Source organism: Rhodococcus pseudokoreensis (assembly GCF_017068395.1).
In the GTDB taxonomy this organism is placed as follows: Bacteria; Actinomycetota; Actinomycetes; order Mycobacteriales; family Mycobacteriaceae; genus Rhodococcus_F; species Rhodococcus_F pseudokoreensis.
The window spans coordinates 3,952,508-3,964,928 of record NZ_CP070619.1 but is presented as its reverse complement, the minus strand read 5'-3'; the positions used below and the strand labels follow the sequence as shown (position 1 = coordinate 3,964,928).

11 protein-coding genes and 1 pseudogene are annotated in these 12,421 nt (G+C 68.2%); 5 read left to right on the top strand and 7 right to left on the bottom strand.

Translation table 11 applies throughout. The annotated features are described in order from the left end of the window. Positions 1 to 11 precede the first annotated feature (11 nt). Positions 12 to 1,325, bottom strand: a complete 1,314-nt coding sequence (locus JWS13_RS23250; RefSeq protein ID WP_206007654.1) for an MFS transporter — start codon at positions 1,323 to 1,325, stop codon at positions 12 to 14. 216 nt (positions 1,326 to 1,541) lie between these two features. Between JWS13_RS23250 and JWS13_RS23245 the strand changes: the two genes are divergently transcribed. From JWS13_RS23245 to JWS13_RS23225, 5 genes are all read left to right on the top strand, one after another. Then, positions 1,542 to 2,627 (top strand): phosphotransferase family protein, encoded by a 1,086-nt coding sequence (locus JWS13_RS23245; protein ID WP_206007653.1) that lies wholly within the window; start codon positions 1,542 to 1,544, stop codon positions 2,625 to 2,627. 35 nt (positions 2,628 to 2,662) lie between these two features. Next, positions 2,663 to 3,892, top strand: a complete 1,230-nt coding sequence (locus JWS13_RS23240) for an acyl-CoA dehydrogenase family protein (RefSeq protein WP_206007652.1) — start codon at positions 2,663 to 2,665, stop codon at positions 3,890 to 3,892. After that, positions 3,889 to 5,463 (top strand): acyl-CoA synthetase, encoded by a 1,575-nt coding sequence (locus tag JWS13_RS23235; protein WP_206007651.1) that lies wholly within the window; start codon positions 3,889 to 3,891, stop codon positions 5,461 to 5,463. The genes JWS13_RS23240 and JWS13_RS23235 overlap by 4 nt, the downstream gene beginning before the upstream one ends. A 13-nt stretch (positions 5,464 to 5,476) precedes the next feature. After that, positions 5,477 to 6,826, top strand: a complete 1,350-nt coding sequence (locus JWS13_RS23230; RefSeq protein ID WP_206007650.1) for an MFS transporter — start codon at positions 5,477 to 5,479, stop codon at positions 6,824 to 6,826. A gap of 63 nt (positions 6,827 to 6,889) precedes the next feature. Further along, positions 6,890 to 7,669 (top strand): helix-turn-helix transcriptional regulator, encoded by a 780-nt coding sequence (locus JWS13_RS23225; protein ID WP_206007649.1) that lies wholly within the window; start codon positions 6,890 to 6,892, stop codon positions 7,667 to 7,669. Here the strand turns inward: JWS13_RS23225 and JWS13_RS23220 are convergent. The 6 genes and pseudogenes from JWS13_RS23220 to JWS13_RS23195 all read right to left on the bottom strand — a co-directional run bounded on the left by JWS13_RS23220 (position 7,659) and on the right by JWS13_RS23195 (position 12,419). After that, entirely contained in the window at positions 7,659 to 8,003 is a 345-nt protein-coding gene (locus JWS13_RS23220) for a hypothetical protein (protein WP_206007648.1), read from the bottom strand. The two genes, JWS13_RS23225 and JWS13_RS23220, sit on opposite strands and share 11 nt — an antisense overlap. A gap of 16 nt (positions 8,004 to 8,019) precedes the next feature. Beyond that, positions 8,020 to 8,625: pseudogene (locus JWS13_RS23215) on the bottom strand (GTP cyclohydrolase II); the annotation flags it as partial. A gap of 23 nt (positions 8,626 to 8,648) precedes the next feature. Further along, complete coding sequence (locus tag JWS13_RS23210) at positions 8,649 to 9,179, bottom strand: flavin reductase family protein (RefSeq protein WP_206007646.1); 531 nt, start codon at positions 9,177 to 9,179, stop codon at positions 8,649 to 8,651. Between the two features lie 63 nt (positions 9,180 to 9,242). Further along, positions 9,243 to 9,668: an SRPBCC family protein gene (locus JWS13_RS23205; RefSeq protein ID WP_206007645.1), complete on the bottom strand. Its 426-nt coding sequence runs from the start codon at positions 9,666 to 9,668 to the stop codon at positions 9,243 to 9,245. 4 nt (positions 9,669 to 9,672) lie between these two features. Then, positions 9,673 to 10,842, bottom strand: a complete 1,170-nt coding sequence (locus JWS13_RS23200) for an LLM class flavin-dependent oxidoreductase (RefSeq protein WP_206007644.1) — start codon at positions 10,840 to 10,842, stop codon at positions 9,673 to 9,675. 92 nt (positions 10,843 to 10,934) lie between these two features. Then, the gene (locus tag JWS13_RS23195) at positions 10,935 to 12,419 is read right to left on the bottom strand and encodes an adenylate/guanylate cyclase domain-containing protein (protein WP_206007643.1); all 1,485 of its coding nucleotides are present in this window, start codon (positions 12,417 to 12,419) and stop codon (positions 10,935 to 10,937) included. Positions 12,420 to 12,421: the final 2 nt, after the last annotated feature.

Below are 12,421 nucleotides of genomic sequence, written 5' to 3'. Positions count from 1 at the left end.
TCGTCTCGGCGTCAGCCGAGTTGCTCCTGCGCGACCTTGGACCGGCGTGCCACACCGGCCACCGAGATCAGTCCGATCACCGCCGCCACGATCACGAAAACGGCGGGGGAGAGGATGTTTCCGGTCTTCGCCACGAGCCAGACGGCGACGAAGGGGGCGGTGCCGCCGGCGATGACGACACCGAGGTTCCAGCCCATCGCGACACCGGTGAAGCGGACGTCCTTGTCGAACAGCAGCGGCATGAGCGTGTACGAGCCGACCTGGGCTCCGATGGTGTTGACCATGATCAGCAGATACGCGATCGCCGCGATCCACAGGCTGTGGTGCATGACGGCCATGGCGGGGTAGGTGACGATCGCGAATCCGGCGAAGCTGATCACGGTGAACCGCAACCGTCCGATGCGGTCGGCGAGGATGCCGCCGAGCGGCATCGCGAGTGCGACGACGCCGATGACCGCGGTCGCGATCCAGTAGACCGGGGTGCGTTCGTAGCCGAGGCTCTTCATCAGATGGATGCTCATGTAGGTGAGGCCGATGTACGCCGTTCCGTTGCACGCCACACTGATTCCGACCGACTGCAGGAGTGCGAGCGGCTGACGCCGGAAGACGGCGACGACGGGCGCCTGAGCCGGTCCGGAATCGGCGTCCTCACCGTGGGTTTCCTCGACCCGGGTGCGGGCCCACAGGCAGAGCAGCGTCAGCGGCAGCGCGAGCAGGAACGGGACCCGCCATCCCCAGCTCTCGAGTTGCACGTCGGTGGTGAACGCCGACACCGTGCCCGCGACCGCGGCGGCCATCGCGAACCCCATCGTGGAGCCGAGCGGGGTGAACGCGCCGTAGGTGGCCTTGAGATGCCGCGGCGCCGATTCGGAGATGAACGTGGCCGAGCCGCCGACCTCGCCGCCGGCCGAGAATCCCTGGACCATCCGGACGACAACGAGCAGCACCGTGGCCCAGATCCCGGCCTGCGCGTGGGTGGGCAGGAATCCCATCGCCATGCTGCCGAGGCCCATGCAGACGAGCGTCGCGAGGAGGGCCTTCTTCCGTCCGAACCGGTCGCCGATGTGCCCGAACACGATGCCGCCGAGCGGGCGCATGAGGTACGCGGTGCCGAACACGGCGAGCGCGGACAGCAGCGCGGTGGCCGGGTCGCTGCTGGGGAAGAACAGCGGGGCCATCACGATCGCGAGGTAGCCGTACAGGCTGAAGTCGTAGTACTCGATGAGGGTGCCCACTCCGCCTGCGATCGCGGCGCGACGCGCTCGGATGCGGTCTTCGGCCCGCCATTCGGTGGTGGCTGCAGACCCGGTCAACTGGTCCGTCATAGGTGTCCTGACCTTTCGAGGCGGATGAGACGTGCATCACTTCCCGTGGATCATGCCAACTGAACGATCGCTTGGCAAGCGCTTCGATTTTCGGGACTCTCAGTGATTAATTGCAGAATATCGGGATATTGACTTCCGGAGCTCGTTCGGCTGATGATGGGAACTGGCCGAACGAGCGTTTGGCTGAACATCGAAGGACTGGAAAGGACGCAGCGGATGACGACGTCCCACGCCGAAGCGGACACCCACGAGGGCCGGGAGGATTCGGCAGGCGTCGATCTCACCGCCCTCGCCCACTACCTCGACGGCGCACTCGACGGCGGCGTGAGCGGCGACCTCACCGTCTCGCTCATCAGCGGCGGCCGCTCCAACCCCACCTACCGGGTCGCCGACGCCGACCGGACGTGGGTCCTGCGCCGGCCCCCGTACGGGCACGTCCTGCCGAGCGCCCACGACATGAAACGCGAGTTCACCGTGATCCGGGGGCTGGCCGGAACCGCCGTCCCGGTGCCCGAAGCCGTGCTGCTGTGCGAGGACGCGGCCGTGCTCGGCGCGTCGTTCTACCTCATGGAACTGGTGGACGGCACGCCCGTCGGAACCGTCGAGCAGGCGTCCGCGCTCACTCCCGGCGAGCGTCGCCGGCTCGGACTGGATCTGGCCGACACCCTCGCCGCGCTCCACGACGTCGACCCGGACGCGGTCGGGCTCGGCTCGTTCGGCCGCCCCGACGGCTACCTGGAACGCCAACTCGACCGCTGGTCACGGCAATGGGAGGCCTCGCGCGCCGCCGACCGCCCCGAGGTGGCCGTGCTGCTCGACAAGCTGCGCCGCGCGCTGCCCACCTCACACCTCCCGGGCATCGTCCACGGCGACGTCAAACTCGACAACGTGCTCGCGTCCCGCGGTGACGCCGGGAAGATCGTCGCCGTCCTGGACTGGGAAATGGCGACCCTCGGCGACACCCTCGCCGACGTCGGGATCATGCTGAGCTTCTGGGACCAGCCCGGTGCGGTCGACAACCCGGTGACCAAGGGCCTCGCCCGCCTGGACGGATTCCCCACCCGCGCCGAACTTCTCGACCGCTACGCCGGCAAGCGCGGCATCGAGATCCCCGACATCGACTGGTACACGGTGTTCGCCGACTTCAAGATCGCCGTCATCCTCGAGGGCATCCACGCCCGGCACGCGCAGGGCGACACCGTCGGTGGCGGGTTCGACGACGTCGGCGACATGGTCGGCCCGCTGTTCCAGCGCGCGCTCGACCTCGCCGCGGCATCACCCGTGTCCGAGCTTCGCCGCTGACCGCGGCATCACCGAAACAGATTGGAGCCACGGAAGTGGAATTCGAGTACAGCCCGAAAGTCGTGGAACTGCAGGCGAAGCTGACGAAGTTCATGCAGGAGCGGGTGCTGCCCGCCGAGGCCATCGCCGAGGAACAGCTCGCGTCCAAGCCGGACCACTGGGGCGCGCCGCCGATCGTCGCCGACCTGAAGGCCGCCGCCAAACGCGAGGGCCTGTGGAACCTCTTCCTCCCCGCCCGCGAGGGCGCAGGCCTGACCAATCTCGAGTACGCACCGCTCGCCGAACTCACCGGCTGGAGCCCGTTGATCGCCCCCGAGGCGTTCAACTGCAACCCGCCGGACACCGGCAACATGGAACTGCTGCACCTCTACGGCACCGACGAGCAGAAGGAAGAATGGCTCGCGCCGCTGCTCGACGGCGAATTCCGCTCGTGCTTCTCGATGACCGAACCGGACGTCGCGAGTTCGGACGCCAACAACGTCCGACTCGAGATCGCCGAGGACGGCGACGACTGGGTACTGACCGGCCGCAAGTGGTGGTCGACCGCGGCGCTGCGCGACGACTGCCGGGTGGCCATGGTCATGGGCGTCACCGACCCCGACGCCCCGATCGGCAACCGGCACAGCATCGTTCTCGTCCCGATGGACACGCCCGGACTGACGATCGTCCGGTCCACCACCGTGCTCGGTTTCGCCGACCGCCACGAGGGCGGTCACGGCGAGGTCGTCTTCGACAAGGTCCGCGTCCCCAAGGCGAACCTCCTCGGTCCGCGCGGCAAGGGCTTCGCCGTCGCGCAGGCCCGGCTCGGTCCGGGGCGCATCCACCACTGCATGCGCCTGATCGGGATGGCCGAGCGGGCCATCGCGCTGATGACCGAACGCGCCCGCACCCGCGTCGCGTTCGGCAAGCCCCTCGCGGACGAGGGCGTCGTGCAGGCGACCGTCGCGGACGCGCGGATCCACCTCGACGCCGCCCGTTTGCTGGTGCTGCGGGCCGCGTGGCGGATGGACGTCGAGGGCACCAAGGCGGCCCGCCACGACATCGCCGCCGCCAAGGTGATGGTCCCGCTGACCGTCAAGCGGATCGTCGACGACGCGATGCAGATCTTCGGCGGCGCAGGCCTGTCGCAGGACACGATCCTGCCCGTCCTGTACGCGCAGGCCCGGTTCCTGCAGATCGCCGACGGCCCCGACCAGGTGCACCGCCGCTCGCTCGCCCGCGCCGAGTTCGCCGCCACGCCGGTCCTGAAAGAAGTCCGCGGGTGACCGACGACAGGACGCGCGCCCGGCAGCAGAGCATCGGCGACATTCCACGTCGGTCCGCGGCGCGCTTCCCGCACAAGCTCGCCGTGGTGCACCGCGACGTCCGGCTCACGTTCGCCGAATTCGACGCCGTGATCGACCGCGTCGCTGCGGCTCTGCACGCCGAGGGGCTGAAGCAGGGCGACCGGCTGGCGTTGCTGTCGCACAACTGCTGGCAGTACCCGGTGCTGAACTTCGCGACCGCCCGGCTCGGGGTGGTCCTCGTCCCGATCAACTTCATGCTCACCGGCGGGGAGATCGGGTACATCCTCGACGACTGCGCCGCCGACGCGTTCGTCGTCGAGGACGCGCTGGTGCCCGTCGCCGAGACGGCGCTCACGGAATCGAAGGGAAGCGTCCGGGTGCGGGCGGCGATCCCACTGGCCGGGGCGGGGGTTCCGGACGGGTGGGTCTCGGTGGCCGGCTGGACGGACGGTGCGGTCGCCTCGCCACCCGAGGTGTTCGTGGAGGACGACGACGTCGTCCGCATCATGTACACGTCGGGCACCGAATCGCGGCCGAAAGGGGCGATGCTCACCAGCCGGTCGCTGATGTGGCAGTACATCAGTTGCATCGTCACCGGCGGCATGAGCAGCGAAGACGTGGAGGTGCACGCACTTCCGCTGTACCACTGCGCTCAGCTCGACAACTTCCTCAGCACCGATATCTATCTCGGCGCGACGAGCATCATCGTCGACGGACCCGACCCCCGGGTGCTGCTGCGCACCATCGAGACCGAGCAGGTGACCAATCTGTTCTGCCCTCCGACGGTGTGGATCTCGCTGCTGCAGTCGCCCGACTTCGAGAACACCGACCTGCGGTCGCTGCGCAAGGGCTACTACGGGGCGTCGCCGCTGCCGCTGGAGATCCTGCGGGAGATGAACCGCCGACTGCCGGGCATCCGGTTGTGGAACTTCTACGGGCAGACGGAAATGGCGTCGCTCGCGACGGCACTCGGACCGGAAGATCAAGAGACACGCGGTGGTTCGGCGGGGAAGCCGGTGCTCAACGTGGAGACGCGGATCGTGGACGACCGCAACCAGCCGCTGCCTGCGGGCGAGGTCGGTGAGATCGTGCACCGCAGCCCGCACGCCACCGTCGGCTACCTCGGACAACCCGAGAAGACCGCGGAAGCGTTCGCCGGCGGCTGGTTCCACTCCGGCGACCTCGGCTACCTCGACGAGGACGGATACCTGTGGGTGGTCGACCGCAAGAAGGACATGATCAAGACCGGCGGCGAGAACGTCGCCACCCGCGAGGTCGAGGAAACGCTGTACGAACTCGACGGCGTCGGTGAGGCCGCCGTGTTCGCGGTGCCGCACCCGCGGTGGATCGAAGCGGTCGCGGCCGTCGTGGTCCCGTCCACCGGCGTCGAACTCGACGAGAAGGACGTCGTCGAGCACTGCCGCACACGGCTCGCCGGCTACAAGGTGCCCAAATACGTGATCGTCGCCGACTCCCTACCGAAGAACCCGAGCGGCAAGATCCTCAAACGCGTCCTCCGAGACACGTTCGGTTCCATTGCCCAAGACTGAGCAGGAGACCACCATGCCCACCGCCTCGCACGCGGGTCCGCCGAAGCCACGCGCGGCCCGCGCGTCCTTCGCCGCCGCCATCTCGACGTCGCTCGAGTGGTACGACTTCTTCATCTACGCCACCGCGGCCGCACTCGTTTTCAACACAACGTTTTTCGCGACCGACAGCCAGGTCGTCGCCGCGCTCAACTCGTTCGCGACCGTGGCGGTCGGGTTCATCGCCCGGCCCGTCGGCGGTGTGCTCGCCGGCCACTTCGGCGACAAGGTCGGCCGCAAACCCGTTCTCGTGGCCGCCATCGTGATGATGGCCGTCGCCACCTCACTGATCGGTCTCGTGCCCAACACCCAGCTCGTGTGGCTCGCACCCACGATTCTCGTGACGCTGCGGATCTGCCAGGGTCTCGCGGTCGGGGCGCAATGGGGCGGCGCCGTCCTCCTCGCCACCGAGAACGCACCCGCCGGACGTCGCGGGTTCTACGGCAGCTTCGCGCAACTCGGCGTGCCCATCGGCGTCGTCCTCGGAAACGTCGTCTTCCTCGTCATCACAGCGGCATTCGACTCCGAGTCGTTCCTCGCCTGGGCGTGGCGTATCCCGTTCTGGATCAGTCTCGTGATGCTCCCGGTCGCGTTCCTCATCCACCGCTACCTGGAAGAGACCCCCGAGTTCCAGGAGCTGTCGAAGAAGCTGGCCGAGGCGCCGGTGGCACGGAAGTCGCCGATCCTGCAGGTGCTGCGCAAGAACCCCGGCACCGTCCTCACCGCCGCCGGAGCGAACGCCATCGGCGTCATCTTCTTCTACACGATGATCACCGGCTCCGTGCAGTTCGCCACCACGTACCTCGGGATCGAACGATCCACCGTCCTCGGGTTCATCCTCGCCGCCTGCGTCCTGATGATTCCGCTGGTCCCGTTGGCCGGATACCTCTCCGACCTCTACGGCCGCAAGCTGATCTTCGGCATCGGCACCGCCGGGATGCTGCTGTGGGGAATCCCGATGTGGCTGATGATCGGACAGTCGAGCCAGGGCGAACTGTGGCCGTTCGCGCTGGCCGTCTTCGGAGCGGTGATCGTCATGTCGTTCCAGACCGGAACGCAGGGAACGCTGTTCGCGGAACTGTTCCCGCCCGAGATCCGGTTCTCCGGGGCGTCCCTCGGCTATCAGATCTCCGCCATCATCGGTGGCTTCTCCCCGATGGTCATGGTGCTGCTCATCAACGGCGACGCCGCCAACGCGTGGCGGGTCGGGGCCTTCCTCGCCGGCGCCGGAACCGTCGGGCTGCTGTGCCTCGTCGCGATCGTCCGGAAGTACTCGTCTTCGGACGTCCAGCAGTCGGCTGCCAGCCGGTCCACTGTGGCAGCCTGAGGTGACGTGAGTGGCAAAGTGTGGTCGGGCACGCTTTGCCACTCACCTGGGATGGAGGCGAACATGGGTACCGGATCCTGGAGGGACGTGCTGTCCCGCTCGCAGATGCACGGGATCCTCGAGGTTCTCGAATCGTGCTGCGACGTCGACGAGCCCGCCGACTACAAGCGGACCGTCGTGGAGTCCATTGCGACGGTGTTCCGGGTCCGTGATGTCACGTTCTTCTTCGGACCGACATTTGCCGACATCTTCGCCGACCCCGCACCGCTGCTGACGGGTGCCGCCTCCCCGCTGCTGCACGAGTATCACGCCCGCTGGCGGGACAAGGACATCTTCGCGCTCCCCGAGGCGCGCCGCTCGCTGACCGATAACGGTTTCATTTCCCTGGACCACCTGCATGCGCTGCCCGCGCCGCAACGCTCCTACGTCGAGGACTACCTGCACCCGCACGGAATGGGAACGGCGTCGGCGCTGCACCTCCGGTTCGCGGACGGTGAAGCGCTGGTCGGGATGTTCGACCGTGAACGGAGCTGGGATGCGAGTGAGTCACTGGCAGTGCAGGTTCTCGCCCGGCAACTCCGCGCCCAGGGCAGGTCGATGCTGTTGTCGGGGACCGGAGACGCCGACGCCGTCGATCCGCTGGGCAGTCTGACCCCGCGCCAGATGCAGGTGGCCGAGTTGGTGAGCGACGGCCTCAGCAACAACGAGATCGCCGAGGTGCTCTCGCTGTCCGAATTCACCGTGAAGAAGTATGTGAGCCGAATCTTCGAATCCACCGGTCTCCGGAACCGGGCGTCGCTGACCGCGTGCGTGCTCCGGCGAGGCCGGCGACCTACGGTGTGAGCGGCGAATAGGCGATGACGGTCAACCCGTGGGGTGACCGCAGCACCACCCGGCATTCGTGATCGCCGACGGCCGGTTCGCCCACGTCCCAGCCCGCGTCCCGTGCGAGCGTCGCGGCCGCGGCGACGTCGTGCGTCTTCCCGAGCAGGCACCAGGGCGGCACGTCCGTCTCGTCGGACAGGCACAGGGTCGCGAACTTCGCCCACGCCCGCCCGTCGCTGAACCCGGCGGGGCCGAGGACCTCGGCGAGGTCGTCGAATGTCTCCGCCCAGTGCGGGGTGGAATGCATCACCGACATCTTCTCGAATACCTGGCTCAACGGGACGCGTTCCATGGTTTCTCCTGACGTGTCAGTGGTGGGTGACGAGATGGGCGTGGGTGAGGTTGTGGCCGAGACGATCCCGCTTCGTTGCGAGGTACCGGGTGTTGTGATCGTTCGGCGCGATCTCGAGCGGCGTGGTGCCCGTAACGGTGATGCCGGCCGCGGTGAGTCCGGCGGCCTTGGCCGGGTTGTTGCTGAGCAGATCGACGCGGTCGACGCGCAGGTCGCGGAGGATGGCCGCGGCGTCGGCGTAGTCGCGGGCGTCGACGGGCAACCCGAGGCGAAGGTTCGCGTCGACGGTGTCGAGGCCCAACCGGTCCTGGAGTTGGTACGCGGCGATCTTCGCGGCCAGCCCGATGCCGCGGCCCTCGTGCCCCCGCAGGTACAGCAGCACCCCCGCGCCGGCGTCGGCGATGCGCTCCAGCGCGGCGGACAGTTGCGGGCCGCAGTCGCAGCGCCGCGACCCGAGGACGTCGCCGGTGAGGCATTCGCTGTGGACGCGGGTCAGGGCGGTGCCGACGGCCGGATCGCCGAACACCATGGCCAGGTGCTCGATCCCGGTGGCCGAACGGTAGGCGATCGCGGTGAACGCGCCGTGATCGGTGGGGACGACGGCGTCGGCACAGCGGACGACGGAGGGAACCGGTTCCGCCGTGGTCATGCCGGGCTCGCGGGGGTGAGCTGATGGAACGTGGATGTGTAGAACAGCAGCGGGTCGGGGGTGTCGGTGGCACCGAGTTCGACGACCCGGCCGACGACGAGGTCGTGGTCGCCGACAGCCTGGACGAGGTCGATGTGGCAGTCGACCCAGGCGTGGGCGCCGGCGAGGCGCGGAGACCCGGTAGTGGCAGGAGTCCAGTCGATTCCGCGGAATTTGTCCGCGCCGCTGCGGGCGAACGTGCGGCCCAGTTCGTGCTGGTCGGCGGCGAGGATGTTGGCGCAGAACCGGCCGTATGCGGCCACCTGGGGGAAGGTGGTGGAGCCCCGGCCGACGAAGAATGCGACGAGAGCGGGGTCGAGGGAGGCGGAGCTGAAGGAACCGACGGTCAAACCGATGGGATCGCCGGTGTCGCCCCGTGCGGTGACGGCGACGACGCCGGTGCAGAATTTTCCGAGGACGGTGCGGTAGGCGTCCCGGATGTGTTCGGGGGTCGTGGCGGTGATGTGCGGGGAGGTGGGGGTTCGCATCGCTACCTTCTTCGGTGCTGAATTTTCGGAGTCCGCCGACGGAAGGCGGACTCCGAACAAGGTCTATCCGCGGACGGACGGATTCGAGACGAGGATCGACAACTCGTCGAGTGCAGCGTGATAGATCGACTCGATCGCCGTCGTCAGCTCCGACTCGACCTCCGCCGAGTCGGCGGCGAACGTCGCGGCCCAATCCACGGTGCAGGACTCCGCGGACGTGCCGAGCACGGAGATGGTGGACCGGTAGTGCGTCAACGGCAGTGGCCCGTCGATGTACTCGTAGGTGTACCGGCGTTCGCTGTCGCTGTGCTCGGCGATCCGCTCACGGGCGGGCTGACCGTCGGCGAAGACGATGTGACGGATTTCCTGCTCCATCCGGGCGGTTGCCACCGACGGAATCCATTCGGCGATGGTTCCCGGGTCGCCGACGCGGGCCCAGATCGTGTCGGCACCGACGGGGAACTGCTTCTGAATGCTGATCTCGGCCATCGTCCTACACCCGTCCCAGCTCGGCCTCGTACTTCTTCGTCATGTGCGCGACGGCCTTTCGGTGCTCGTCCGCCTGCCCCTCCCGCACGCGGCGGGCCCGCTCGTCCGCGTCGAGCAGCGGTTGCGCCTGGCCCTGGAAGAACGGCATGACGTCCTGCGCGAACAGCTCGTACGACCGCGCGGTGGCTTGGGGGTTCGCCCAATCATGTCCCTGCAGAAGGAGAGTGCCGAAACCGCCCGACTGATCGACGAGACGCTGCACCTGTGCGCGGGCCTCCTCCGCGGTGCCGATGACGCCGATGCCGGAATTGTTGATGAAGTCGATCATCTCGCGCTTGTTCTCGCCCTCGACCGCCATCTGCGGGAACGCGGCGACGTGCTGCAGGTACTTGAACCAGTGTTCGATGCCGTGCTCGACGTCGCGGTAGGCCTGTTCCCGCGTCTCGGCGATGTGGAACGGACCCACCAGCCGCCACTTCGAGCGATCGACGTCCTCGCTCCGGCCCGCGAGCGTCGCGAATTCCTCGAGCATTCCCCAATGATGTTGCAGAGCACTGAATCCGTCTGCCGTCAGTGTGGCGGCGATCGACAGCAGCCCGATGCCGTGGTGGCCCGCGAGTCGCGCTCCCGTGGGGGAGGCGATCGCGGCGACGACGACGTCGAACAGGGGAGACGAGTACGGCGCCATCTGAATGCACGCGTCGACGAGGGTATGGGTCCGCGTCTTCGCGCTCACCGTCTCACCCCGCAGCAGACGCATGATGATGTCGGTGTTCTCCGCGAGCAGTTCGCGGGTGTCGATCTGCGACAGACCGAGCATCGCCGCATCGGTCGGCAGGGACCCGGGACCGAGGCCGAACAGGACGCGACCGTGGGTCAGGTGGTCGAGCATCACCATCCGCTCCGCTGCCCACAGCGGATTGTGGTACGACACCGACGTCACGCCCGTCCCCAGCTTGATGCGACTGGTCCGTTCGCCGGCGGCGGCGATCATGATCTCCGGGGAGGCGTAGATTTCGGAACCCGCCGAATGATGTTCCCCGAACCAGGCCTCGTCGTAGCCCAGCCTCTCGAGCAACTGGACCAACTCCAGGTCGCGCTGCAACAACAGCGTCGGATTGTGACCCGGTGTGTGGATCGGCGCCAGAAACGTTCCGAACTTCAGCCTGCTCATGATCACTCCTGTGTGACGGGGGCAACAGTGAGTGAAACGCTATGTCCGCGAGCACATCGCGTGTAGTCCTCTAAAGGAGACACTTCGCCGGATCAGCGGGACAGCCGCCGCTGCCTCGCATAGGCCACGCCGACGAGTGCGCGCAGCGCCTGCGGTGCCCGCTTCGCGGTCCGCAGGACGGCCTGGTCGATCATGCTCAGCTTCGGAGCGAGCCGCGGAACGGTCCGGGGCGCGTGGTCTGCGTCCGTGAGCGAGTACAGGGGCCACCGGCCCGGCACGCCCTTGAGTTCGCGTTCGCCCACGTCGGCGAACCGCAGTCCCGACCCCACCACGAGGTCGCGCACGGTCCGCGACACCAGCACCTCCCCGGCCCCGGCCGCGGAACCGATGCGCGCGCCGACGTGGACGGTCATCCCGCTGACGTCGGGTCCGTTCCGCTCGACCTGTCCGGTGTGCACGCCGGCCCGCACCTCGAGGCCGAGGGTGCACGCGTCGTCGACGACAGTCCGCGCGCACCGGACCGCCGCGGCGGGACCGTCGAAGATGCTGAAAGTGCCGTCGCCCGCCACGTTGAGGAGACGTCCGCCCGCGTTCTCCACCGCGTCGCGGACCTGCCGTTCGTGGGTGGCGCGCAGTTCGCGGTAGGCGGCGTCGCCGATCCGGGCGAGCATCTCCGTCGACCCGACGACGTCGGTGAACAGCACGGACGCGACGAACTGTCCGGCGTCCGGTGTCGGGTGTCCGCCGGTCGCGACTTGCTCGACGTGGTCGATGATCGGCTTCCACGCCTCACCGAGTGACGCGCCGCACTGCGCAAGCGGCAGCAGGTGGAAGGTGCCGCGCGGAATATGGGTGGCGACGTACTGCGAGGCCGTCGCGGGGACGGGACTGCCGGAGACGAGCAGCACCCGGGCCGGGCACTGGATCGACGGCAGAATGTCCGAGTAGTCGAGGCGGAAGATCCACTCCATGTGGGCGCGCGCGACGGCCGGCGTCGCGGAGTTCCGCTCGAGCATCGCCATCAGCCGCCGGTTGAACGGGGAATCCTCGCGGGGATCCCACAGCGGCACGCTGGCGCCCGACCCCCACGACTCCGTGGCCGCGCGCCATCCGGCGACGAACTGGTCCCGCTCGGTGGCCGTCCAGCCGTCCGGTACGTGGTCGCCGCCGATCAGCCGCTCGGCGAACGGCTGGATCAGCACCACCCCGGTGACCCGTTCCGGCGACCGCGCCGCCACGAGTGCCACGGCGCCGCTCGCGCTGGCCACACCCACCAGCATTGCCTCGCGCATCCCGATCGCGTCCATTACCGCGACGATGTCGTCGGCCTGCTCCTCGAGCGTCGGCAGGTGGTCGACCGGTTCGGACAGTCCCAGCCCCCGCTGCTGGAAATACGCGGTGCGGGCGAACGTGCTGCCGCGTTCCATCAGGTAGTGGATCTGAGGGTCGGTCCACATGAGGTCAAGGTGCATGTTGATCTCGAACAGCCACACGACGTCCAGCGCGCCGCCGCCCACCACCTGATACGCCAGCGCGTGTCCGTCCCGCTGGATGTACTGGACGACCGGTGGGTCCATTT

Excerpts from the sequence above, each read along its gene's own strand:
- JWS13_RS23210 (WP_206007646.1), bottom strand. The coding sequence starts at position 9,179 with ATGCGAACCCCCACCTCCCCGCACATCACCGCCACGACCCCCGAACAC.
- JWS13_RS23195 (WP_206007643.1), bottom strand. The coding sequence starts at position 12,419 with ATGGACCCACCGGTCGTCCAGTACATCCAGCGGGACGGACACGCGCTG.
- JWS13_RS23245 (WP_206007653.1), top strand. The coding sequence starts at position 1,542 with ATGACGACGTCCCACGCCGAAGCGGACACCCACGAGGGCCGGGAGGAT.
- JWS13_RS23250 (WP_206007654.1), bottom strand. The coding sequence starts at position 1,325 with ATGACGGACCAGTTGACCGGGTCTGCAGCCACCACCGAATGGCGGGCC.
- JWS13_RS23220 (WP_206007648.1), bottom strand. The coding sequence starts at position 8,003 with ATGGAACGCGTCCCGTTGAGCCAGGTATTCGAGAAGATGTCGGTGATG.
- JWS13_RS23230 (WP_206007650.1), top strand. The coding sequence starts at position 5,477 with ATGCCCACCGCCTCGCACGCGGGTCCGCCGAAGCCACGCGCGGCCCGC.
- JWS13_RS23225 (WP_206007649.1), top strand. The coding sequence starts at position 6,890 with ATGGGTACCGGATCCTGGAGGGACGTGCTGTCCCGCTCGCAGATGCAC.
- JWS13_RS23205 (WP_206007645.1), bottom strand. The coding sequence starts at position 9,668 with ATGGCCGAGATCAGCATTCAGAAGCAGTTCCCCGTCGGTGCCGACACG.
- JWS13_RS23200 (WP_206007644.1), bottom strand. The coding sequence starts at position 10,842 with ATGAGCAGGCTGAAGTTCGGAACGTTTCTGGCGCCGATCCACACACCG.